At 35.3% G+C, this 24,656-nt stretch carries 23 protein-coding genes and 1 tRNA gene; 8 read left to right on the top strand and 16 right to left on the bottom strand.

Annotated elements, in window-relative coordinates; genetic code table 11:
• Positions 1–426: 426 nt before the first annotated feature.
• On the bottom strand, positions 427–888 hold the full coding sequence (locus tag ACODR7_RS15870) for an Lrp/AsnC family transcriptional regulator (protein ID WP_488840509.1): 462 nt from the start codon (positions 886–888) through the stop codon (positions 427–429).
• Between the two features lie 153 nt (positions 889–1,041).
• Here ACODR7_RS15870 and ACODR7_RS15865 point away from each other — a divergent pair, with 153 nt between their 5' ends.
• A complete protein-coding gene (locus ACODR7_RS15865; protein WP_488840507.1) occupies positions 1,042–2,115 on the top strand; it encodes a PLP-dependent cysteine synthase family protein in 1,074 nt (357 codons plus the stop codon).
• 955 nt (positions 2,116–3,070) lie between these two features.
• Here the strand turns inward: ACODR7_RS15865 and ACODR7_RS15860 are convergent.
• Both ACODR7_RS15860 and ACODR7_RS15855 read right to left on the bottom strand, forming a co-directional pair.
• Positions 3,071–3,150, bottom strand: a tRNA-Leu gene (locus ACODR7_RS15860).
• A gap of 93 nt (positions 3,151–3,243) precedes the next feature.
• Positions 3,244–4,011 (bottom strand): MBL fold metallo-hydrolase, encoded by a 768-nt coding sequence (locus ACODR7_RS15855; RefSeq protein ID WP_488840505.1) that lies wholly within the window; start codon positions 4,009–4,011, stop codon positions 3,244–3,246.
• Between the two features lie 54 nt (positions 4,012–4,065).
• Here ACODR7_RS15855 and ACODR7_RS15850 point away from each other — a divergent pair, with 54 nt between their 5' ends.
• Both ACODR7_RS15850 and ACODR7_RS15845 read left to right on the top strand, forming a co-directional pair.
• The gene (locus ACODR7_RS15850) at positions 4,066–5,493 is read left to right on the top strand and encodes a hypothetical protein (protein ID WP_047432722.1); all 1,428 of its coding nucleotides are present in this window, start codon (positions 4,066–4,068) and stop codon (positions 5,491–5,493) included.
• A 12-nt stretch (positions 5,494–5,505) separates the two neighbouring features.
• Positions 5,506–5,955, top strand: coding sequence for a GAF domain-containing protein (locus ACODR7_RS15845; RefSeq protein WP_062671360.1), 450 nt, complete (start codon positions 5,506–5,508; stop codon positions 5,953–5,955).
• A 52-nt stretch (positions 5,956–6,007) separates the two neighbouring features.
• Here the strand turns inward: ACODR7_RS15845 and ACODR7_RS15840 are convergent, their stop codons facing one another.
• The 7 genes from ACODR7_RS15840 to ACODR7_RS15810 form a co-directional block, all read right to left on the bottom strand.
• Complete coding sequence (locus ACODR7_RS15840) at positions 6,008–6,475, bottom strand: cupin domain-containing protein (RefSeq protein WP_488840502.1); 468 nt, start codon at positions 6,473–6,475, stop codon at positions 6,008–6,010.
• 52 nt (positions 6,476–6,527) lie between these two features.
• On the bottom strand, positions 6,528–7,268 hold the full coding sequence (locus tag ACODR7_RS15835) for an ABC transporter substrate-binding protein (RefSeq protein ID WP_488840500.1): 741 nt from the start codon (positions 7,266–7,268) through the stop codon (positions 6,528–6,530).
• A 26-nt stretch (positions 7,269–7,294) separates the two neighbouring features.
• Positions 7,295–8,617, bottom strand: a complete 1,323-nt coding sequence (gene mgtE, locus ACODR7_RS15830; RefSeq protein WP_076597501.1) for a magnesium transporter — start codon at positions 8,615–8,617, stop codon at positions 7,295–7,297.
• Between the two features lie 347 nt (positions 8,618–8,964).
• On the bottom strand, positions 8,965–9,114 hold the full coding sequence (locus ACODR7_RS15825; RefSeq protein ID WP_158521347.1) for a bacteriocin-like protein: 150 nt from the start codon (positions 9,112–9,114) through the stop codon (positions 8,965–8,967).
• Positions 9,115–9,265: 151 nt separating this feature from the next.
• Positions 9,266–9,412, bottom strand: coding sequence for a bacteriocin-like protein (locus tag ACODR7_RS15820; protein ID WP_164976668.1), 147 nt, complete (start codon positions 9,410–9,412; stop codon positions 9,266–9,268).
• Between the two features lie 33 nt (positions 9,413–9,445).
• Complete coding sequence (locus tag ACODR7_RS15815) at positions 9,446–9,586, bottom strand: bacteriocin-like protein (RefSeq protein WP_488840497.1); 141 nt, start codon at positions 9,584–9,586, stop codon at positions 9,446–9,448.
• Positions 9,587–9,894: 308 nt separating this feature from the next.
• On the bottom strand, positions 9,895–10,443 hold the full coding sequence (locus ACODR7_RS15810; protein WP_488840495.1) for a pyruvate decarboxylase: 549 nt from the start codon (positions 10,441–10,443) through the stop codon (positions 9,895–9,897).
• 173 nt (positions 10,444–10,616) lie between these two features.
• Between ACODR7_RS15810 and rpsO the strand changes: the two genes are divergently transcribed.
• Complete coding sequence (rpsO, locus tag ACODR7_RS15805) at positions 10,617–10,886, top strand: 30S ribosomal protein S15 (protein WP_034692246.1); 270 nt, start codon at positions 10,617–10,619, stop codon at positions 10,884–10,886.
• A gap of 382 nt (positions 10,887–11,268) precedes the next feature.
• Here the strand turns inward: rpsO and ACODR7_RS15800 are convergent, their stop codons facing one another.
• Together ACODR7_RS15800 and ACODR7_RS15795 are read right to left on the bottom strand one after the other, a co-directional pair.
• Positions 11,269–11,628 carry a DUF4260 domain-containing protein gene (locus ACODR7_RS15800; protein WP_488840492.1) on the bottom strand — a complete coding sequence of 120 codons (360 nt, stop codon included), beginning with the start codon at positions 11,626–11,628 and terminating at the stop codon, positions 11,269–11,271.
• Between the two features lie 120 nt (positions 11,629–11,748).
• On the bottom strand, positions 11,749–13,170 hold the full coding sequence (locus ACODR7_RS15795; RefSeq protein WP_488840490.1) for a sugar MFS transporter: 1,422 nt from the start codon (positions 13,168–13,170) through the stop codon (positions 11,749–11,751).
• Between the two features lie 439 nt (positions 13,171–13,609).
• On the opposite strand from ACODR7_RS15795, the gene ACODR7_RS15790 reads away from it, so the two are divergent.
• A complete protein-coding gene (locus ACODR7_RS15790) occupies positions 13,610–15,883 on the top strand; it encodes a polyribonucleotide nucleotidyltransferase (RefSeq protein WP_488840488.1) in 2,274 nt (757 codons plus the stop codon).
• 93 nt (positions 15,884–15,976) lie between these two features.
• On the opposite strand, the gene ACODR7_RS15785 is transcribed toward ACODR7_RS15790, so the two are convergent.
• The 4 genes from ACODR7_RS15785 to ACODR7_RS15770 all read right to left on the bottom strand — a co-directional run bounded on the left by ACODR7_RS15785 (position 15,977) and on the right by ACODR7_RS15770 (position 21,816).
• Entirely contained in the window at positions 15,977–17,068 is a 1,092-nt protein-coding gene (locus ACODR7_RS15785; protein WP_488840486.1) for a nucleotidyltransferase domain-containing protein, read from the bottom strand.
• Between the two features lie 14 nt (positions 17,069–17,082).
• Entirely contained in the window at positions 17,083–19,125 is a 2,043-nt protein-coding gene (locus ACODR7_RS15780) for a UvrD-helicase domain-containing protein (protein ID WP_488840484.1), read from the bottom strand.
• On the bottom strand, positions 19,112–20,956 hold the full coding sequence (locus ACODR7_RS15775) for an ATP-dependent nuclease (protein ID WP_488840483.1): 1,845 nt from the start codon (positions 20,954–20,956) through the stop codon (positions 19,112–19,114). The genes ACODR7_RS15780 and ACODR7_RS15775 overlap by 14 nt, the downstream gene beginning before the upstream one ends.
• A 107-nt stretch (positions 20,957–21,063) precedes the next feature.
• The gene (locus ACODR7_RS15770; RefSeq protein WP_488840481.1) at positions 21,064–21,816 is read right to left on the bottom strand and encodes a nucleotidyltransferase domain-containing protein; all 753 of its coding nucleotides are present in this window, start codon (positions 21,814–21,816) and stop codon (positions 21,064–21,066) included.
• Positions 21,817–22,086: 270 nt separating this feature from the next.
• On the opposite strand from ACODR7_RS15770, the gene cobT reads away from it, so the two are divergent.
• The 3 genes from cobT to ACODR7_RS15755 are packed head-to-tail and all read left to right on the top strand — an operon-like array spanning position 22,087 to position 24,413.
• A complete protein-coding gene (gene cobT, locus ACODR7_RS15765) occupies positions 22,087–23,091 on the top strand; it encodes a nicotinate-nucleotide--dimethylbenzimidazole phosphoribosyltransferase (RefSeq protein WP_488840479.1) in 1,005 nt (334 codons plus the stop codon).
• Entirely contained in the window at positions 23,092–23,874 is a 783-nt protein-coding gene (locus tag ACODR7_RS15760) for an adenosylcobinamide-GDP ribazoletransferase (protein WP_488840478.1), read from the top strand. It begins immediately after the preceding gene.
• The gene (locus ACODR7_RS15755) at positions 23,859–24,413 is read left to right on the top strand and encodes a histidine phosphatase family protein (protein WP_488840476.1); all 555 of its coding nucleotides are present in this window, start codon (positions 23,859–23,861) and stop codon (positions 24,411–24,413) included. The genes ACODR7_RS15760 and ACODR7_RS15755 overlap by 16 nt, the downstream gene beginning before the upstream one ends.
• Positions 24,414–24,656 lie beyond the last annotated feature (243 nt).

Genomic DNA, 24,656 nt, shown 5'->3' with positions numbered 1-24,656 from the left:
TTCAATAGATAAATTTTACTTATAACATCTTGTCATATATAAGGTTTTATTACATTAATCAAAGGAAAATGGCTTGCACGTACTAGTCAGCTGGTAGATACATTGTTGTGGGACTGACGGTAAATTGGAGTAATTTTCAGTATACATTCATTAACGGTAGTATTCCTATTACTGATGATTCTATATTCTTGCATTTACAAGAAGTATTAATACAGTAGAAACACCACCTGCAGTTAAAACAGGCAATTATGGAGAAAATTACTTGTACGCAATACAATTAGCGGATATTGTATCGGGCTGGTTAGGTATTGTTGATTTGAGCTATATAATGTAGGTTGAGAAAGGGGGTCACAGTAAAATTTCACAAAAGAACTCGTTTCACGATTTGTGAAACGGGCTCTTTTAGCATAGTAACTTCTTAAATAGCTACACTAACGGTAGCTCTGTAGTATTTTTTACTTCTGATAAAACAAAATAAGTATGTACGGTATTCACATGGGGAAGTATAGATAGCTTGTGACGTAGAAACACATGGTATGAATCCATATCTTTTGTAACAATGCGTAGCATAAAATCATATGAGCCTGCAATTTGATGGCACTCTGTGACTTCGGGAAACTTAGCTATTTCCTTTTCAAATTCTAATAATACATCAAAAGTATGGGCTTTTAAAAATACTTGAGAAAAAGAAATCAATCCCAATCCTATTTTATGCCGATCCAATAATGCAACAGTTTTTTTTATATACCCATTCGCCTTAAGCTTTTTTACCCGTTCATGAATAGCTGCAATGGATAAGTACAGCCTTAATGAAAGCTCTTTATTATTTAATGATGCGTCTTGTTGAAGCAATTGCAGCAGCTTAATGTCTGTTTGATCCAATTTCATTTTTTATGTTTTTTTTTAATATATATAAATTTAAATAAAATTCCGCAATATTTCTTGCGAATCGTTAAAATTTCAATAAAATTTATTAAATACTTCGCGAATAGTTGAATAAAAGAAATAAGACGTATAACTTTGCCTTATAAATACAAAAAAATGGGAATAATTGAAAAAAATGAATTCATAAAATGTTTTTCACCTGAGTTAGATCGCAAATTCAAATATCTATGGTGTTTAGTGGGTAATACACCTATGCTGGAACTGCAATATAATTATAAGAGCAAGCCTGGAAAAATATATGTAAAATGTGAGAATTTTAATCTTACAGGAAGTATCAAAGACCGAATGGCTCTGTATATTTTATATAAAGCTTATTTAAATTGCAATATTCAACCTGAAGATACAATTATTGAAGCTACCAGTGGTAATACAGGAATTGCTTTTTCTGCAATAGGAAAGGCTTTAGGTCATCAGGTAAAGATTATTATGCCTGATTGGCTAAGTAAGGAAAGGATTGATATTATAAAGAGTATGGGTACTGATATACAGCTTGTATCCAAAGAAGAAGGAGGGTTCTTAGGGAGTATTAGATTGAGTGAAGAACTTGCATTAAAAGGAAGCATCTTTTTACCCCGTCAGTTTGAAAACCAATATAACGCTGAGGCTCATGAATTAACAACTGGAAAAGAAATATTTCTTCAGCTTGCTTCTAAAGGAATGACAATAGATGCATTCGTTGCAGGAGTAGGGACAGGAGGAACAGTAATGGGAATAGGTAGACAATTAAGAAATCAAAATCCAAATATTAAAATTCATCCTTTGGAACCGCTGGAGAGTCCTACCTTAACAACAGGATTTAAAATTGGTTCCCATCGTATACAAGGAATTTCGGACGAATTTATTCCCGATCTTGTAAAATTAGATGAACTTGACAGTGTTATTTGTGCAGCAGACGGAGATTCTATTATTATAGCCCAGAAACTTGCACGGCAACTAGGATTAGCGGTCGGAATATCTTCAGGAGCAAATATTATTGGCGCTATAAAGTTAAAAGAGGAAATGGGTGATGATGCTGTTGTCGTTACCTTACTTCCGGATGATAACAAAAAATATTTAAGCACTGATTTGGTTAAGGAGGAGCCGATGAAAGATGATTATATTTCTAAAGAACTAAACTTCACTGGATTTTTACCTATCGCAAGACTTGAAAAATCATTGTTAGGAGTTTAATCAAAAAAAATTACTGGTAGTGTCTCACTAACTGTGTAAGTTAAAAAGTTATTCTGGAAAATTTTGGAAAACTGAAAATTTACTTGCTAAGTTTACTCTTTATTACACATTCCATTCTTTTAAAATTAACAAATCAATAGATGTATCGGATTTATAATTGTGAAGTCATGTCAGTAAATATAAAACAAGCACACAAAAAAATTATACGAAGCCCTCGAACAAATTTTAGTTTAGCGCCTTTCAACTTAGACGCAGAGTATTTATACTGTACTATAAAATAATAAAAGAGAAGCTTTATTTGCTAAGGAGATAGCAAACAAAATAGTAGAAATGAAAATATTTCAAATTATTAATTAGTAAAGAAATGGAGTGCTTAGTGGTGAAAAGGCAGATTACATATTGATGTGTATTTCCTGCAGGAAAAGATAATCTGATGGATATTCTTAAAATTATTCCATCAAAAAGTGCTGTTGCATGGCTTTCATATTTGCTGTTTAAAAGGATTTAATAACAAGTAACCAAAGTGAACTTGATTTTTATATCAGAAAAGGAAAAAATATATTTCTATTTGAATTTAAGGATGTTATGCTAAATGCTAAGATTAAGCATTGCAGTAATTTAGAGGAAATTCAGCGTGAGTTTCTTCAAAACTTTGAACTTAAAACAATAGAAAAAAATGGGAAAAATCAAAAACATAAATATAAAGGTATAACACAGTTACTAAATGTGATAGAGAATTACTTAACTACAATCTTCCAGAATTTGGATAGATTTCATGTTTATCCTATAATTGTCTATCAAGAAATGATTATACTCAAAGAATCGCAAATCATGCATTTGGGCATCCTGCAAGAGTAGGGGTAGATTTTATAAAAATATAAAATAACTAGCCACCCTTTTGACCACCCTAAAAAGTAAAAACCTCTGAAAATCAAATGATTTTAGAGGTTTTTTGTACCCAGGACCGGGATCGAACCGGTACTCCTAAGAACTGGTGTTTGAGACCAGCGCGTCTACCAATTCCGCCACCTGGGCTTGATGTTGATTACAAACATGATGTTTGTTTCAAATTGGTGTGCAAATATAGGAACTTTTTTCAATGTTCAAAAGCTTTTTGAAGAAAATATTTTAAAAATTAAGTTCCAAACCATCGTAGGCAAGGTGTATACCGGCTGGAAGCTCCTTATCTTCAATATCATGCAGCCCTAAATGATGGCTGATGTGGGTTAAAAATAATTTTTTAGGTTTTAATTCTTCAAACAGTTTAATAACATCGGGAAGAATAAAATGGGCAGGATGAGGATCAAATTTTCTGATGCAGTTTAAGATCAGAATGTCCAGATCCTTCAGTTTTTCCTTCTCTGTTTCAGAAATGAAACCAGCATCCGTAATGTAGGCCAGCTTTTTAAACTTATATCCAAATACGGTAATTTTATAGTGAATCACTTCCACAGGAGTAATTTCTGTCTCCAATACCTGAAAAGGTTTATTTTCTATTTCATGAAGCTCAAAAGCGGGTGCACCAGGATATCTTACATCTGCAAAAGCGTAAGGAAACCTGTTTTTTATTTCTTGAGCCACTCTTGAATAGCAGTATAACGGAACATCTTTTCCACTTTTAAAAATCAGTGGCCGCATATCATCCAGCCCAATCACATGGTCATTGTGTTCATGGGTAATCAATGCAATATCTACGTTATGTTCATGGTTGGTAAGCATTTGCTGCCTGAAGTCCGGACCGCAGTCTATCAGTATTTTTTTATTTTCCTCCGTAGTGATCATCACGGAAGAGCGTAAACGTTTGTCTTTGGAATTTTCTGAAGTACACACTTCGCATGTGCAGCCTATAACAGGTACACCTTGAGAAGTACCGGTTCCTAAAAATTTCAACTTCATTTTGTTTTGAGGTTGGTTTAATTTTGGTAAATTTACAAAAAATTTCATGTCCTAATGTATCAGAAACTAACTCCTAAACAAAAAGCATTAACAATTAATCTAGATCCTACTATTTATGGTACTTTCGCAGAAATTGGAGCAGGGCAGGAGACTGTTCGCCACTTTTTTAGAGCAGGGGGAGCTTCCGGTACGATTGCTAAGGCAATGTCTGCTTATGACAAAGATTTTAGTGATGCCATCTACGGAAAGGAAGTCAAAAATAGGTACGTTACCCAGAACAGGCTTCGCAAAATGCTTCGATATGAAGTAGCGTTGATTGAAGAGAGAATTTCAAGAGATAATAATCCGGATAGAAAATTCTTTTCTTATGCCAACACGGTAACTACCATCAATTTTGACAAAACGGTAAAAGGCCACGGCTGGGTAGGGATTCGTTTTCAGACCAAAGAAAATGAAGATTACAATGAAATCGTTATCCATGTAAAATTCAAAGAAAATGATGCTACTCTTCAGCAGGAAACTTTAGGGAACCTGGGGGTAAATCTTATTTTTGGAGCCTTTCATTATTTTGACAATCCAAGAACTTTGGTAGAATCTCTTTACGATGATATTGCAAAAGATAACCTGGAGATTGATATGATCGACTTCAGCGGACCAGCTTTTGCGTATGTTGACAACAGACTGATGTCTCTTCAGCTGGTAAAGAACGGAATGACCGATGCCGTGATCTTCAATTCTCAAGGGAGCAACATGCTTCCGGCAGATGTTTTGTACAAGAAAAATATTTTCGCGGTAAGAGGAAGCTTCAGACCGGTGACGAAGGTAAACATTGATATGCTTAAAAATGGTATGGATATGTTCTTCAAAGATGCTACCTGCACCCATGAAGAAACAGAAGTTCTTATTGAAATCACCATTTCCAATCTGAGAGCAGACGGAGATATTGATGAGAGAGATTTCTTGGATAGAGTAGATATTCTTGCAAAGCTGGGGTATACTGTTATTATTTCAAACTTCTCTGAATATTACAGACTGATTGATTATTTTGCCTCTTATACAAGTGGTGACATCGGAGTAGCAATGGGTGTAAATAATATGCTGATGGTATTCGATGAGAAATATTATAAAAATCTTTCGGGAGGAATTCTTGAAGCATTCGGGAAGTTCTTCAGAAATGGAATGAGAGTATATCTGTATCCGTACAAAGATCCGGAAACTCATCAGTTATTAGATTCTTCCAACCTGAAAGTGGAAGAAAATCTGAAAGAATTATATAAGTACTTCAAACACAACAACCGTATCGTAGATATTACCAATTATAATCCTGAGTTTCTGGAAATTTATTCCAGAGAAATATTGAGAAAAATTGCATGTTGTGTGAAAGGCTGGGAAACTCAGGTTCCGGAAGGCGTAGCAGAAATGATTAAAGAGCGTGGAATGTTCGGATATAAAGAAGAACTTTCCCTAAAACAATTCTCTTAAAATATAAATACAATGTCAGAATTAAAAAAAAGACTTTCCTCAATTCTTGAAAGTCCTAAACATAATACAGAAGAAAAACTTGAAAAAGTCTGCCACCTTTTGGATCAGGAAATTCCTTACTTCAACTGGACGGGTTTCTATTTCAAAAACGGAGATAAGGATGAATTGATTTTAGGCCCTTATGTAGGAGCACCTACAGATCATACCATTATTCCTTACGGTAAAGGAATCTGTGGTCAGGTTGCGGTTTCCAACGAAACATTTGTCGTTCCTGATGTACACGAAGAAAGCAACTATTTAAGTTGTTCTATCGATACGAAAGCAGAAATTGTAGTTCCTATTTTTAAGGACGGAAAAAATATTGGCCAGATCGATATTGATTCTCATACCATAGACCCTTTCACGCAGGAAGACCGTGAATTGCTAGAATGGCTTTGTAACGAAGTTTCTAAGATTTTGTAATTGGAACTTACTATAAAAAAATAAGAACTCCGGCTATTTCTGCCGGAGTTTTTTATGGATTGTTGGTGGTAATCACAAACATAATTAAAGGCTCATCTCCCGTATTTTCAATAGAATGATATCCTATAGAACTGATCGCTGTAATATCGCCTTTTTGCAGCACTTTCCTGCGTATTGCTCCTTCTGTTCCGGTTCTTTCCCTATATTCTCCGATTCCATGTATAACAACGTACAGTTCCTGTTCATTTCTTTGATTATGCGTGTGAAATCCGGATTCATCACCGTTATTCAGTAAAACCATATATGCAGCCAGACGGTTATTAGCTAACTCTTTCTGATCAAACATCTGTATCATATAGACTGTTCCGCTTCCACCATACATATTTTCGCGTTTGTCTACACGTGTAATGGTTCTTTCTTCTTTTTCAAACGCCATTACATACAGGTGAATATATTTTGAAACTTCCTGTATGACGTGATCGAATTCTGCTCCTTCGGATAGTATAACTGTACCAGACATGAATTAAATATTTAAAGTTTAAAGTTTTGGGTTTAAAGATGATGGTGAAAAATCAGCTTTGCTGCATAAGGTGAATTTCTGCCAGTAATTCTTTAAAGTAATTCTCACATTTCGCAATATGCGTCCCATACCAGGAAAAAGCTTCACCATCCACTATTATAATTTTTTTATCAGGATAAAAAGCCTTTAGTTCCTCAATATGCTTTTCTTTAAACGGAAAAGGTTCAGACGAAAGCATAATGACATCGGCATCTGCAAGATCTTCAGTAGTGATTTGAGGATAACGGGTTTGATTTTTAAAAATATTTTCAAAACCAATTTCAGTTAAGATCCTATGAATAAAGGTATCTGAGCCAATGGTCATATAAGGATTCTTCCAGATAAGATAAGCGGCTTTTACGGGAGTATCCAGTTTGGCCTGATTCAGAACATCATAGATTTTAAGATTGAAAAGCTGTGCTCTGTCTTCCTTTCCGAAGAGCTTTCCGAGATTTTTAAGCAGATAATAATTGTCCTCAATGGTGTCTATATTAGTGACCATTACCTTATAATCATCCATCAGGGCTCCCACCTGATCTTTTACATTTTCTTCCTTATTGGCAAGAATAAGATCCGGCTGTAATGCTTTAATCTTCTCAATATTAATATTTTTTGTTCCGCCGATTATGGGTACATTTTTTATTTTATCCTGAGGATGAATACAAAATTTTGTTCTTCCTACCACTTCATTTTCGGTCAGTCCAAGGTCAAATAAAGCCTCAGTAATAGAAGGTACAAGTGAAACGATTTTCATATTGGCATGTTAGATGATGCCTAAAATTACAAAAGTTTTCCGGTTAAGAAAAGTCCGGCTACGGTAAAATAGATAATAAGCCCTGTAACATCCACCAGCGTTGCTACAAAAGGAGCAGATGAAGTAGCAGGGTCAAGATTCAATTTCTTTAAGACAAACGGGATCATGGAACCTGATAATGTTCCCCACAATACAATGGCAATCAGGGAAACAGAAACACTCAATCCTACGTATACCCAATACTGTCCGTAATCAAACAGGCCTATCTGCTGCCAAAGCATAATTCTGACAAATCCGATAACTCCTAAAATTGCTCCAAGACATAATCCGGAGATAATTTCTTTTTTCATCACATACCACCAATCTTTCAGACTGATTTCCTGAAGAGCCATCGCTCGGATAATCAAAGTAGCAGCCTGTGATCCGGAATTTCCGCCACTGGAAATGATCAATGGAACAAATAGGGCAAGAACAACCGCTTTTTCAATTTCCTTGTCAAAATATCCCATTGCAGAAGCAGTCAGCATTTCAGAAACAAATAAAATGATCAGCCAGGTGGCTCTTTTCTTGATCATTTCTGTCCATGAAGTCTGGGTGTAGGGAAGATCCAATGCTTCCAATCCCCCAAATTTCTGGATGTCCTCCGTATTCTGCTGTTCAATCTGATCGAGAATGTCATCTATTGTTACAATTCCTACCAGAACACCAGCTTCCGTAATAATGGGAAGCGCACCACGGTCATATTTTTCGAAATAGGTTACCGCATCCTCTTTGGAAGTAGTGGTGGTAATAGCTACGAAATGATTGTCTGTGATATCAGAAACCAAAGTGTCTTCTTCTTCCAGCAGTAAAGTTCCTATGGCAAGGTCATCAATCAGTCGGTTTCTTTCGTCTACCACGTACAGATAGTTCATGGTTTCCACCCTTTTTCCTACCTTTTTAATCTGCTGAAGACACCTTTTTACCGTCCATTCCTTACGGATCTGGATATAGTAAGGAGTCATCAGACGGGCAATAGAATCCGAATTGTATCCAAGAAGTTTTAACGCAATCCTTCTTTCCTGAGGGTTAAGATGGTTGATGGAGTACTTAATCAACTCATCCGGGAAATCCTCGAAAAGAGCAGTTCTGTCATCCGGAGTCATCGCGTTCAGGATTTCGGAAACTTCATCGCTTCCGATACTTCTGATGGTATCTTCCTGAAAATCAGGATCAAGATGTGAGAAAACTTCTGCTTTGTATTCTTTCGGAACCTTCAGGAACGCGAGCAACCTCTCGTCAGCAGGAAGTTCGCTGAGAGTTTCGGCAATATCGGCAGGGTTAAAGATAAGTTCGTCTCTAGAATTCAAAACGTGAAATTTTTGGATATGCAAAAATAATTCAAATTTTTAAGACTGAGCAATAAACTGATAAAATTAAGGATTAATTAAAGTTGAGCGCTTCAGTATAAGGCCCCAAAAAAAACACCCGCCGAAACGGATGTGTAAAAATTAAATTTTAAATTCCAATATTCTTTAAATTGGTTCGCATTCTGAGGTGGGAATGTATATGCAGACAGCATTTGTACAGCATTGGTAGGGGCCGCAATCTGAATTGTCACCACACTTTTTTACTCCACTTCCTTTAATGTTTTTCTGTTCCAGCCTGTTGAGCTTCTTAAGATTTGAATTTTTCATGGTAATCAAATATAGTAAGATTAAGGCTCTATCGGACAGTCATGATCAAGGCATTCTCCATTACAGCAGTATCCAACGGAACAAGGTCTGGTTATGCTGCATCTGAACGGTCCTATACCGCCATTAATTTGTTTGGCAGCTTCTCTGCTGAGCTTTTTTAGATTTTTCATATAGTTATAGTTTGGATTTAATGTAAGACTAAAATAGTAAATATTTCTGTATTATTCATTTACGTGTGAAAATATTTTATAATCAATTAATAATTTATTGATATCATAAATAAAAACACCTACGAATGCAGGTGTCTGTAATGATTATATATTATTCCAGAGGACATGGATTAATAACACAGATGTTGTGACAACATGATCCGCCCGGACATTCATAATGCTCTGTACATCTTTTGAAAGGTCCGCTGCCTTTAATTTCCTTTTGTACTTGTCTGCTGAGTTTTTTTAGATTTTTCATAAGATTTGATTTTATATGATTTAGTTTTATCTTTTATTCAAGACAGATGAAAGGGGAACAAATTCCAAAACAGCACCATCCCACAGTACACGGATTGGTTTCGCTGCATCTTTCCATAGATCCTCCATTAATGTGTTTTGCTTTTTCCCTACTGAGTTTCTTTAGATTTTTCATAAGATTTTGTTTTTAATGTCGGTCTAAAATAGTAAAAAATATTCAATAAATCCTTATTTGGTGAAAATATTTAATTGTTATTCAGGTGTTTATGGTGTGTTTTAAATAAAAAGCACCTGTTCGTAAGGGTGAACAAGTGCTTTATATATCATGAAAATTTTTTAAAGAATGATGAATGATGAATGATGAATATTTCTGTTACAGCTTATTGAACAAGGAAATAAGATTCACCATTAACTTGCGAAGCAAAATTGACAATTCACCGTAAAAAGCCCTGCATTCCAACCTTAAACCAAGAACTTTAAACTCTAAAGCTCTGCTTCCGTTGGTTTCAGCTTTCTCAGCTTCTTAATAATTCCTTTTATAGCTCCTTCGGTTCCTATTTTAACGGAATTAACGGTAGAACCCAGCAGACGCATATTTTTCCGATAGGTATCATGATCGGTTTCGGTGACAAGTGTTCCGTCAGCACCAAAGAGTTTCATACTCACAACCACCTGATTGGAGAAAACATACTTGCCAAATCCTACTTTGAAATATCTCACTTTAGAAACAATAGCAAAATCTGCATCATTGTTGAGACAGTAATCCACGATGGTCTGTTTGTCTATGCTGTCGAAGGGAACCTGTACTTCTGCACGGAGCATCTTATTTATTCTGTTACTGAAATTATCGGTAACAGCATCAAAGAAAGCGTTGTTGGTAGGGTCTTTTATTTCGTCGATATCAGGCTCTACCTCGGGATTGAAGTAAAGAACTTTTTTTATTTTATCATCAGTATTCTTCTGGGCTTTTACCGAAGTAAATCCGATGAATAAAAAAGTAGTAACCGCTGTAAAGAATATAATTTTTTTCATTTGTAATTCGAATGCAAAATTACTGCCTTTTCGTTGGATTGCATACAATTTATTAAGAAATTTTTAACATTTTTTTCTATCAAATTTGATATATGAAATCAATAATGTTTGCAGAATCAAAAAATAGTCGTAATTTTGCACCCGTTACATAATAATCATTAAACAATATTGGAATGTACTTAACAACAGACAAAAAGCAGGAAATTTTCGCAAAACACGGAAAATCTGCACAGGACACAGGGAGTGCTGAAGGACAAATCGCTCTTTTTACTTTCAGAATCAATCACTTATCTCAACACCTAAAGGCTAACCGTCACGATTTCAACACAGAGAGATCTCTAGTGAAATTGGTAGGTAAGAGAAAAAGTTTATTAGATTACCTTAAAAACAAAGATATCGCAAGATATAGAGCAATTATTGCTGAACTAGGTTTAAGAAAATAATCTATAAAGATTTTCAAAATAAAAAAGCAACTTCGAAAGAGGTTGCTTTTTTGCTTCTACACAAGAAGGGATTTTTAATCACAAAAGACACAAAAGTTTTTTTTAAAATACTAAATGACTGAGAAGAGCACTTAAGTTTCTTAAAGTCTTTGATTCTCATGTGATAATAAAAGAGTATTTAGATTCCTACGGAGTGACAAATTGTATGGATAGACGAATACGCCAATTGTGTCATTCCGTAGGAATCCAGCCTTTATTAGCTTGAAAAAAATACTGAAGATGATTACAGCTGTAACAGCGATCCCAGCTGAAGGTACGATAATTCCTCTTCCTCGAAGGGTGAAAATTCAAAGAATTTTTGACGGTGTGGTTTACAACATCACTATTCAGTTTTCTTACCAATCTTCCCCAAATGCGTATTCTGAAAACTATCCGGATACTTCAAGCCGTAACCCAGAATTCTGTCAAACGCAGAGTGAGAAAACAAAATAGTGCCAATCACCTGCAAATAGGGCAGGGACAAGGCTGTTCCGGTAAAATAAACAACGACAGCCACTCCAAAATGGTGAAAGAGATTATAGCAAAAAGCACCCACTTTATTATTAATCGTATATCCCAGCATGGAAATATCCGGAGCAAGAAAAAGTCCGGCAAACCACCACCAGGAATATCCTGTTTGTGCAAAAGCATAGATTCCTGATAGTAGAAATGCTGCGTATTCAAGCTTTAACTGTATTTTCATAATAATGGTGTCAGTTTATAAGATAAGTTCTTTTTTCTGATGAAAAGTTACATGGTAAGATGGGAAAAAAGAAAGCGGAATACCTTTGAGATATTCCGCTTATACATTTTGATTTGAATTTTAATGACCTGATTGGGCTTCTGTAGTTTCCACATGCCCCAGATATCTGGTACAGTAAGCTCCGAAGATCAGAATAACCAGATAGCAGAATACAGGGATAATAAATGAATGCTGTACCCCAAACTGATCTGCAAGATATCCCTGGAATATTGGAACAATAGCGCCTCCCAGAATCGCCATTACCACCAAAGAAGATCCTTGGCTGGTATATTTACCCAATCCTGAAATAGCCAATGTGTAAATATTTGAGAACATGATAGAGTTGAAAATCCCGATTCCCAGAATACTGTACATGGCCAGTTCACCATGATTTACCATTGCAGAAATTAACAACGCAACATTGATCGTTGCAAAGATGGATAAAGTTCTTGCCGGAGCTGCTTTACCCACGAAAAAAGCAATGAAATTAAGTATGATAAACACAATGAAAAAGCTGATCTGACTGAAAGTAAGATTGACAATGCTGAAAATCACAAGGAAAACAGCTGCAGCTGCTCCCAGCATATAAACAGCCTTTTTGCTTTGACTTATTGATTGATTTAAAGAGATAGCCCCAAGAAAACGGCCAATCATCGCTCCACCCCAATATAAGGAAAGGTAATTTTTACTGATGATCTCATTAAAACCCATAATCTGCGGCTGCTCCAGGAAACTGATAATAAAACTTCCTACGGCAACTTCTCCGCCTACATAACAGAACATAGCGAATACTCCGAATTTCAGATGACTGAATTCAAGTGCTCCCCAACCTTTTACCACTTCTTCTTCACCCATCTGAAAGGAAGGAAGCTTTACTCTGGAAATCAATAAAGCAACCAGTAAAAGGATTCCTGCAAAAATAAGATAAGGAATTCTTGTGGCTACCGCACTGAAAGATCCGTCCGGAGAAGAGAAAAATTCAAAAATAAGGTGGCCTCCAAGTACCGGGGCAATCGTTGTTCCGAAGGCATTGAATGCCTGGGTCATATTCAGTCGGCTGGATGCAGATTCTTCACTTCCCAACAGTGAAACATAAGCATTAGCTGTAATTTGTAATACCGTAAAGCCCAATCCTAAAATAAACAAAGCCCCCAGAAACAGAGGGTAATATGAAAACGTAGCTGCCGGATAGAACAGAACGCAGCCAAATGCTGCCAGAAAAATTCCGAACAGGATTCCCTTCTTATAGCCTAATTTATTGATAGGATCTCCTTTCGTAATGGAAATCATAAAATAAATCAGTGATCCGATAAAGTAAGCTCCGAAAAAACAGAACTGTACCAGCATGGATTCGAAAAAGGTAAGATTGAACAGTTGCTTCAGATAGGGAATCAGAATGTCATTCATACAGGTGATGAATCCCCACATAAAAAACAGCAGGGTGATGGTAATTAACGGAACCGTATAATTCCTGCTTTGAGATTGTACTTCTTTATTAATCATAAACATTTATTTATCTGGATAAGGAGAGTTCCTTAACTTTTTGCCTACAGCATTGTAATTGGTGAAGTAGGGCAAATATAGGGATCAGCCTATTGGTTTGCAATATTCTTAATAGTTTTTATAATGAAAATGTATACTTTTTTAAGATCAGATTACTATTTTCATTTTTTGAGACAATAATACAAAAACAACAGGATTTTTCAATACCTTATCATTAAAAAAAAGCTTTTTTATTTTAAAGAATAGTGAATAAACCGGGAACAGATATAAATTTTCAAGAACGTTCATGAACTGATAGCCAATTTTTTGTATTTTGACAGGCTATTTATGCAAGGGAAAAATTTATTATTTCATTATTATATAGTACCTTTGCACACGAAATTTAAAGAGTTTAAATATTAATTCATACTCAATACGGAGTATTAAGAAGACAAATTTTATGAGTATACCTCAAGCGTTTACAGAAATGATTACTCTTGCAGATGGCAGGGAAATCACTATTGAAACAGGGAAATTAGCCAAGCAGGCTGATGGATCTGTGGTAGTAAAAATGGGTGGAACAATGCTTTTAGCAACTGTTGTAGCCAATAAAGAAGCAAATCCTGGTGTAGATTTCTTACCATTAACGGTAGATTACAGAGAAAAATTCTATGCAGGTGGAAGAATTCCCGGAAATTTCTTCCGTAGAGAAGCAAGGCCTTCTGATCAGGAGATTTTAACCATGCGTTTGGTGGACAGGGTACTACGTCCGCTTTTCCCTGAAGATTTCCATGCGGAAGTTCAGGTAATGATTTCATTAATTTCTTATGACGGAAAAACAATTCCTGATGATTTAGCAGGTTTGGCAGCTTCTGCAGCCATTGCGATTACAGATATTCCTTTCAACGGACCTATGTCTGAGGTAAGAGTTGTAAGATTTGACGGTGTACTTTCTATCAACCCAAGTTACGAAGAATTGAAAAATTCTGAATTAGATATTATGGTTGGAGCTACTAAAGACTCCATCGTAATGGTAGAAGGGGAAATGAAAGAAATTTCTGAGCAGGAAATGTTGGAAGCTATTAATTTTGGTCATGCTGAAATTAAAAAGCAAATTGAAGCGCAGGAAAGATTAGCAGAAAAAGTAGGTAAGGCTTTCCCTAAGAGAGAATACTCTCACGAAACTCACGATGAAGAAATTCGTGAAAAAGTATGGAAAGAAACTTATGATAAAGTATATGAAGTAGCAAGAACTCCATCTGGTAAAGAAGAAAGAGCAGAAAAATTCAAAGCTGTTCGTGAAGAATTTCTTGCTCAGTATGCAGAAAACGAAGAAGAATTGGAAAGAGTAACACCTTTCGTAAAAGTATATTATCATGATGTAGAGAAAGAAGCAATGCGTCAGATGATTCTTGAAGACAATATCCGTCTTGATGGCCGTAATCCTCAAACGATCCGTCCAATCTGGTCAGAAATTGATTATCTTCCGGGAGCTCACGGTTCTGCGATCTTTACAAGAGGAGAAACTCAGTCTTTAACAGCAGTAACTCTGGGTTCTGTAAAAGATGCCAACATGGTAGACAGCGTAATTACGCAGCACGACGAAAAATTCTTTTTACACTATAACTTCCCTCCATTCTCTACAGGTGAAGCGAGACCTTTAAGAGGAACTTCAAGAAGAGAAGTAGGACACGGTAACCTTGCTCAGAGAGCATTACAGGCTGTGATTCCTGAAGAAAACCCATATACAATCAGAATTGTTTCTGATATTCTGGAATCAAATGGTTCGTCTTCAATGGCAACAGTTTGCGCAGGTACATTGGCATTGATGGATGCAGGGGTTCAGATTACAAAACCTGTTTCGGGGATTGCAATGGGGCTGATCACTGATACAAAATCAGGGAAATTTACCGTACTTTCTGACATCTTGGGCGACGAAGATCACTTGGGAGATATGGACTTCAAAGTAACAGGTACTGCAGACGGTATCACCGCTTGTCAGATGGATATCAAAATCCAGGGACTTTCTATGGATATCATGGAAAAAGCTTTGATGCAGGCTAAAGACGGAAGATTACACATCCTGAACAAAATCACGGAAACTATTTCTCAGCCAAGAGCAGACGTGAAGCCTCACGCTCCGAAAATGGTGGTAATGGAGATTCCAAAAGACTTCATCGGTGCTGTAATCGGACCTGGTGGAAAAATCATTCAGCAGATGCAGAAAGATACGGATACAGTGATTGCTATTGAAGAAGTAGGGGAAATCGGACGTATCGAGATTGCAGGAACAGACCGAGAAAAAATCAACGCTGCCATTGCCAAAATCAATGAAATTACTTTCGTACCGGTTGTAGGAGAAGTTTACAAAGGTAAAGTAGTGAAAGTAATGGACTTTGGTGCATTCGTAGCTATTGCTAAAGGAACAGAAGGACTTCTTCACATTTCTGAAATTGAATGGGCTCGTTTAGACAAAGTTCCTTATGCAGAAGGTGATGAAGTGGAAGTGAAGTTCATGGGTTACGATGACCGTAAGAAAATGAAACTTTCCCGTAAAGTTCTTTTACCAAGACCTCCAAGACCGGAAGGACAAAGCAGACCTGAAGGGCAGAGAAGACCAGAAGGACAGGGCAGACCTGAGGGACAAAGAAGACCTGAAGGGCAGAAGCCACAAGGTGAAAAGCCGCAAAGCGAAAAACCAGTGGAAAACCAAACGCCTTCCAACGAAGCTTAATAAGATTCATTCTTAAACATAAAAAATCCCTCAATTTGAGGGATTTTTGCTTTTTTTGACAGTGGAAGTGTTGAAATTTATCAATCCCGCCACTCATAACTCATTATTATGATACAGTTTTTTCCTTATCTGAATTAAGGCTTTTGTTGTTTTTTCCAGATCCGGAGCGTTGGGTAGCCTGGAAATGGAATAATGATTTTCTATAGACTGTATCAGGTTTTCTGCCTTTTGCATGACGCTTTCGTAAGACTGGTTTCCCGCTTTGATGTCTAACAGTTCATCACGGTTATCAACACGGATATTCAAAGAGTTGGTTTTAAAAATCTGTTCGCATGACTGTAATAAACGGATGGTGTGCATCATATTCTTGCTGTCGTAATTCTGTCCATGGTTTTGATTGACATTGTAACGGTCTTCATTACGCTCAGCAACCCATTTCCAGTATTCCCTGTAATCTTTGCAGTAAACAGAGTAGGCATCAAGATTGCAGAACAGATAAGCAACTGGTTTCTCACCTTTAGAAACAGATGATACGGAAACCTGGTTCGCTTCTTCATTCTGGATAACTCCTTTATATCCCAACGTTCCTGATTCATCATAAAATAAAGCATACATTCCTTTTGTATGGTCAATATTTACCAATCCACATTTTTCCTGTGATAAACCACCCTGTTCTCCAGAGGAAGGGAATTCATGCAGCCATTTTTTCAATGGTACAGAACCCTGTCCATCCAGAATAAAACAGAAATCCAGGATTGATTTTCTCTCTTTATCAATAGGATTTAAGATCTTTTTGTTGAGACCTTTCGCCTTTTTAATCTGGGAAACGGCATAGCCCGCAAAAGTATCTTTACAGAGTTTTGACAGGAAATCTTCAGTTTTCAGCAGATCCATCAGCGGATGTTTATATTGAATACAATCTTCCGGACTCGCCAGAATTTCCAGAATATTAGGATTGTTTTTCTGAAGCAGTTCTACAAACCTCCCGATTTCATAATACGTAAGATCATTCGTCTCATTGGAAACCTGCGGAATGTAATTCAGACCAAAGAAATCTTCCTTCGGCAGATAATACACCCCGCGGATGTCTGTATCAGAATTCTCCGTTGCCAGCCCAAAAGCCCGGCTTCCGGAAATGGATTCAAAGAGGATGAGGCTTTTGTTTTTTAAGTCCTTGATGGTCATTTTATTATTAAATTTTAGTCATTTTCAATTAAATCATCTATTACTCTCCAAATGCCACCATTTTCAATTTTTAGACTTTCTACATGTTCCTCAATATTTTCTTTTAAAACTGCGAAACATAGTAAATGAGTTGGTCTTGAAAAGCCGACATACATCATTTTAAGTGCTTGCTTATCATAAGTTCCATCGCATTTATGTTCTTCAAGTAACAAAGGATTGGAAATATTTCTTCCTTTTTTTATAATTTTTAGAGTTTCATAAGCGGGTCTTTGATATGCTGATTCAATATACATTGTCGCGCAATGTGTTTGCCCTTTTACTGAATGTACCGAAGATAAGTTTATCGGATAATCAGTGGTTTCAGTTGGTTCTGTTTCATTGTCTTCTTCAGATTCAAAAGGAAAATCTTTATTAATGAATTCCCGTGATGCTGAAATTCTTTTCGGCGTATATTCTTCTTCATTATGCCAATTTAAACCGATGAAATTTTGGCTTTCAATAAAGTTTTTAATTTCTTCATATATTTCATTATAACTTGCCCGTGTAACAATATTAAAGCACCATTTGAAGAGTTTATTTTTGAAATTTTCATAAAATTCTTCTCCTTGATTTATAATGAAACTGATGAGCTGCCTTTTAGTGTAATTTTTGTCATTAACAGTTTTAATATTTTCTAAATCTAAAATTCTAATTAATGAATTTAAGATTGATTTTTTAATTGATTCTAAAGTTGATTTTTCTCTGTCAAATAAAAATAAATGTTTCTTTAAACAGTCAAAGTCCTCTTTTTTCTTTTTTGATTCTTTTGAAAAATTAGGAAATAGTTTTTTTAAACATAATGCATCACTATTATCTTTTTCTGTTGTCCAACTTATAATATGAAATCCTTTTTCTAAATTTTTAGAATCAGAAGGTAAAGTATGTTCTTCAATAATTTCTTTAAATTTTGCTTTTAAGGATTCTCCTGATGTATTATGATCAATTAAAATAAGGTGTGGAGCTATTGCTGATCCTTCAAATTTACCCATAACACTATAGTTTTCAGGTCTTGTAAGAACAAACTTGTCTACAAGATTTGCAATTATTGGGCTTAATCTCATAGAATTTTGAATACTTAAATCTGTATAATTTTCGGAATCAGTTTCTTGTCGCGTTTTCCAATCACAGTTTTCTTTTACAGAATTATATATTGATTGATTTTTATCTCCAATTCTTTGAATTATTGTATTTGAAGTATTATTAAAAAAAATTTCATCAATTAAGTTTATCTGAAAATCTTCTAGATCTTGCATTTCATCAATAAAAATAAATTTAAACCTTTGTTGTAGAATTTTTTTAATTATAGGTATTTTACGTAGATAAATTTTTGCATAAAAATAACTATCGTTAAAATTTAAAATTCCATCTGTTAAGAGCTTTAATTTTATTTTGTAAAGATTTTTTTCTAAATTGTTTTTTTCTGTTATGCTCCAATCTACTGGATTTTTTGCTCTTCCTCTTGGCTTTGTGATTACAATTCTATTTTTAGTTCCTAAATCTATAATTTGATTAGGTGCTTCAGATAGCTCAAAATTATATTTCCAAGGGATTTTTGGGGTTCTATAAATGTGTTTTAAATTTGTATTTGCTATAAAACTTTCTAATATAATTTTATTTAAACGATAATTATGGTATTCATCATCAATTGAAATGATTCTTTTATGATTTTTATCTTCATAAAAAGGTATAGTTAAAAACTTATTTACAAAAGATTGTATTGTACCAATAAAATTTGGATATTCGAATAGTTTTGGGCAATAGTTTTTTAATTTTTTTTCAATTTCTTCTATTGCATGATTAGTATGTGATAAAACTAATATGCCCGAGCCGTCTTCAAATGGCATATTTTGTGCGATGCAATAGAGTTTTGCTAATAATGCCGTTGTCTTCCCACTTCCCGGAACAGCAAGTAAATCACAGGTTTCTAAGTTTTTAATGAAGTTTTTTCTTTCATCATCAAAAGTTCCTCCATTTAAAAGAATTATTTCTGCTTGCTCTATATATCTATCTATTTCCATCGCAAACATTTTTTATTGCATCAACTAAATATTTTAAATATAAGTCATTCTCTGTTTCAATTGTCAAAGTTGTAGTTTTTGCTATTTTATCAGCAAGTTCAGATGCTATTCTTACTTTATCTAACGCAGTTGTTCCAGCTTCTTTTTTTAACTTAGAAACTAATTTGGTTCTAAATTCTGGTTTGAAGTTCTGAGTTACATCAAGCTTAAATTCATCTGTTCCGGAATGTACTTCTTTAACAGCATCTTTAAATAGATTAGACAAACTAAGAGAATTAAATAAACACCACTCCAAAGTCCATTCTTTTGCTAAATATAATGTGACAGAAGTATTTTGTAATTCATTTTTTAAATTTTCAAGATTTCTAAATCTTTTTTGAACACTCTCTGTTTCATTTTCTATTGTAGCAAATATCCCTTCAGCATTTGGTCTATTATCCAAGTCAGTAATTATAGAAACAGGAACAGTCATCATTTTACTGTCATTTCGCAAAAATATTTTTGCAAAATGTAGATATGCAGTTGATGCAACATTTACTATTGAAATTTCTTGTTTAGTGAAATCGTATCCAAGTTTTTTTGCAAGTTCAGGTAATAATATTTCTTCTGACCAACCTTCTACTAAAATAATTCCCTTGGCAAAAAATAAATTTGATTTAGTAACATCAAGAAAACGCTCAAGATAAGTGTAGTTTTTTTTCTCTAATTTTGTATATCCAATTCCCATTGGAAAAGCATCATTGTTATTACAAATTATCAAAGATTCTAAGTTAATCTTAGAAGCAATGTTTGGACTGTGAGTTGTGAGAATAAATTGAATATTATTTTCATCACTTTCTTTCTTCAGTTTCTCAATGATTTTCATTTGAGCTTGAGGATGAATATGCGCTTCTAACTCTTCAATAACGCATAATTTTAGTCCGTTCCAATTTCTTCGTAAATGAAGCAATTCGGTTGCCATAAAAATTCTATTTAGAGTACCTAAGCCTAGATGATTTTTGCCATCAATTCCTAATGATATTTTTTCAAGAATTTGTTTTATATCTGTTCCTGAAACATCAAATTTTGAATAATAGTCATCTTCAATGAATTCTTTTAAAAATTCATCAATTACATCTTTTATTTGAGTTTTATTGCTTTCTTCACCGGTGTTATCGTTAAAGAAATTTTTAATGTCATTATTTGCATTAATAAAAGTGTCAATTAAAGGATGTTCAACATTAGCATTTTTAAATAACTTATGATCATTTAGTATTTTGGCAAGTCTAGAATTCTTCCTCCCTAATAATTCATTTTCAGCATCTCTTAATGGTTTTAAATATGTACACTTGAGATATTCTTTAGCTTCAGCATTTAAGATATGCCCAGTTCCATCCATTCCTGCACGAATATCAGACGGAATGACATTATTATTTTTTCTTTCAACATCATATATTAAAATGAGTTTGGGTCTTTTTACTATTCCTTCCGAAATATCTCCCGCTTCATTAGTAATTATTAATTTTTCATCTTCCCAACCTAGCCATTCAATAAAATTTCTTGCTTCATTATCTGTAATTCCTTTGAAATGAATCTCAATTCTCAAACGATTTGAAATCTGATTATCTATACCAATATGAAAGTCTTTATCTTCAGCTCTAATCCATTCATAAGTATGAGCTTTTAGTACTAATTTTATAGCATCTATTATTGCACTTTTACCAGAATCATTTTCTCCTATTAATAAATTCAACCCTTCATTAAAATAAACTTCTAAATGAGGTTTATCTAATTCGAAATTTTCAGAGCCATATTTCCTGAAATTCCAGAGTTTAAGTAATGATATATGCATGATTTAAGTTTTTCCTAATATATTAATTTCTATCTAATTAAGCAGTTTTCCTCAACCAACAAATATATTCCCAATCCATAAAAAAAGACTACGGCTTCCCGTAATCCTTAACATTTCTCCAATATCTCCCTAAAAACCCGCTCCATCTCACCTTTATCCGCCTTTCCTCCTGATAAACCTTTCGATTTTTCTTCATTTTCAGCGATTGTTTTCTCCAGAAAATCAAACAGTTTCCAATCGTTCGGGTGGTAATAAGATTCTCCTTTGGTGGCTTTTAAAGCGACAAGTTCTTCTATTTTCCGTTTGGTTTCATCATCGGTTAAAACAAGCAGATCACTGAATAACACAGGAGGAACAGTTCCTTTTTCTATGATCCATTTTCCTGTTAATGTGGTTCGTAAACAATAAAAATAACTTTTTAATTTTACTTCATCACTTCTGCAGGCTTCCAGATATTTCTTGCTCATGCTCAGATAATGGTAAGAAACCGCAACCGGAGAAAAGCAGGCATCTGCTAAAGGTTTGAACAGTTCTATAAACTTTTCATCCGCTTTATAAACGATAGGAGAATAAAACCAGCTCAGCAAAGCTGCATTCGACTTTAACAAGAGATGAAAGGTCTTTCTCAGATCCCAGCCGGAACCGTCCAGGTCATCTTCTGTCATAAATTCTATCGTTTCATCCTTATCCCAGGGAGAAAGATACCACTCTTTTTCGTGACGGTATATGAAACGGATATCATAATCACTGTCAGGAGATGCAAAGCCCCATGCTCTGCTCCCTGATTCTACAGCAAGAAGGACTTCTACGCCACGTGCTGCTTCTATTTCTTTTATTTTTTCAAGTATTGTTGGTGTCATTGATATTGATTGATGATACAAAGTAAAGGGTGAAGTGCGCAATGTTCTTACGTAGGTTTTTCGGATTGCAGGATTCGTGTTCCGGGTTTGAGAGTAGGAGAGTGAGAGTGTTTGAGAGTTATAAGGTCAGAGAGTTTGAAATTGTGGGATATTTAACTTCCAGCTCCCAGCTTCTGGCTTCCAGCTTATAAAAACTCCAGACAAATCATAAAAAATCCTCTCTATTTCACTAATATTGCACTTTTCCATTTAACGTAACTATAAACATCCATGTTATCATCAGAATTACAGCATAAAATTGATTTTAAAACAAAACCGTTAGGCGCATTAGGGCATCTTGAACATCTTGCCCATAAAATCGGAATGGTTCAGAAAACCACTTCACCACAGTTATTGAATCCCCATATGGTAGTTTTTGCAGCCGACCACGGCATTGCCAAAGCGGGGGTAAGTGCCTATCCACAGGAAGTCACCTATCAGATGGTCATGAATTTCCTTGGAGGAGGTGCTGCCATCAATGTTTTTTGCAGGCAGAATGGTATCAGCATAAAAATTGTAGATGCCGGAGTCAATTTCGATTTTCCGGAAGGACTGAATCTGGTAGACAAGAAAGTAAGAAAATCCAGCCGTAACATCCTTGAAGAACCGGCCATGACATTAGAAGAATATCATCAGGCTCTTCAAAATGGAAAGTCTGTGGTTGCTGATATTGCTAAAAAAGGCTGCAATATTATTGGTTTTGGAGAAATGGGAATCGGGAATACTTCCGCTTCTTCTTTAATGATGAGTAAGCTGTTTGATATTCCTATCACCAATTGTATAGGACGCGGAACAGGGCTGAATGATCATCAGCTGGATAATAAGATCAGTATCTTGAAAGAAGCTATTGAAAAATATCCGGCTGAAATGACTGAGGATGAGATAGCCCAAACTTTTGGAGGATTAGAAATTGCCCAAATGATCGGTGCAATAGAAGAAGCGTACCATCATAATATGCTGATTATGGTAGACGGTTTTATCGCCACTGTCGCTGTAGCCACCGTATGGAAAAAGAACCCTGAAATTTTGAATAACTGTATCTTCTGCCATGTAAGCAATGAAAATGCCCATCCTCAGCTGCTGGGACTGATGAGAGAACAAGCTATTCTCAATCTGAATCTGCGCCTGGGAGAAGGAACAGGCTGTGCATTGGCTTATCCGATTATTCAAAGTGCCGTTAATTTTCTGAATGAAATGTCAAGTTTCGAAGATGCAGATGTATCAAATAAAAACTAAATGAAAGCTATAAAAAATGAAATGATTTACTTTGCAACGGCACTCATGTTTTTCACGAGAATTCCGGTTCCGTTTACCATTCCGTACTCCAGCGAGATTATGAATAAATCTCAGAAATATTTTGCCTGGGTAGGCTTGATTGTAGGGCTCATCAACGCTTTGGTTCTTTATCTTTCTACACTGCTTTTTAATCTTGAAATCGGGATTGTTTTAATGATGATTTCCAATGTTTTGCTGACCGGAGCTTTTCATGAAGATGGCTTCACAGACATGTGCGACAGTTTCGGAGGCGGATATGGAAAGGAAAAAATCCTGACGATTATGAAAGACAGCCGGGTAGGAGCATATGGTACAATAGGAATCATTTTGCTTTTTGCTTTAAAATTTTATAGTATTCAGACCTTAGGAATGAGTAATCCGGTGGGAGTTTTACTCATTGTCATCTTAGGACATACGGTAAGCCGTTTTATTGCAGGAACGATGATCTATACCCACCAATATGTTACGGATATCGATGTCAGTAAGTCAAAGCCTCTGGCCAATAAACCATTGGATGGAATGGCTTTGTTGGTAAGCTTCATCAGTGTTTTAGCCACTTTTGCCCTGTTTCCGGACTGGCGTTTGATTTTTGCTTTTGCGCTCGCTTATTTAGGAAAAATATATATGGGCTGGTATTTTAAAAAGCATATCGGAGGTTATACAGGTGATTGTTTGGGATCGGTACAGCAGGTTTGTGAAGTTTTATTTTATTTAGGAACAATCATCGTATGGAAATTCATGTAATCCGGCATACAGCTGTAGAAAATTCGGAAAACCGATGTTATGGTTTTGCTGAAATGCCTTTACGTAAAGAGTGTATCCATGATTTTAAATCGGTGGATATTGATGATCATTATGATGTAATTATTTCAAGTCCTTCCCAGAGATGCTGTTTTTTAGCGGATTATTTTAGGTTTGAATACCAAACAGATGAAAGGCTTCGTGAAATGAATTTTGGAAGCTGGGAACTGAAGAAATGGACAGATATTCCTGAAGAAGAAATCAATCCCTGGTACAAGGATTTTATCCATGTAAACGCTTGCGGAGGAGAAAATCTTCTCGAAATGCAAAACCGGGTCCTCAGTTTCTGGAATGAATTGATTCAGAAAAAAAACAGGGAGAAAGTGCTCCTCATTACTCATGCCGGAGTTATTCGTCTGATCCTTCAGGCTGTGCTTCAGTTTCCGTTGGAGAATATGTTCAGTATCCAGATTGATTATGGAAAGAAAGTGATCATTAATATGAATGAAGGAATATTTTCTGTTAAAAAGATGAATGTATAACATTAAGGACATTGCTATAGCTTTCAAGCAATAAATAATACAAATTGTTTAGATTCCTTCGGAATGACACAATTGCAATGAAGGTCTATTCACACACTTTGTCATTCCGCAGGAATCCAGCCACAATCGTACAGAAAAGTACAATCCTGACCAGCCTTTCAACTGAAGACGTGAAAATTCCCCTCCCTCGGACTATCGTGTGGACACAATTATTTCTAGTTTTATACATTTATTGTTATTTAG

The sequence above is a fragment of the Chryseobacterium sp. FG46 genome (assembly GCF_057809135.1).
Note: the sequence above shows the minus strand (reverse complement) of the source record. Positions and strands in the feature narration are given on the sequence as shown.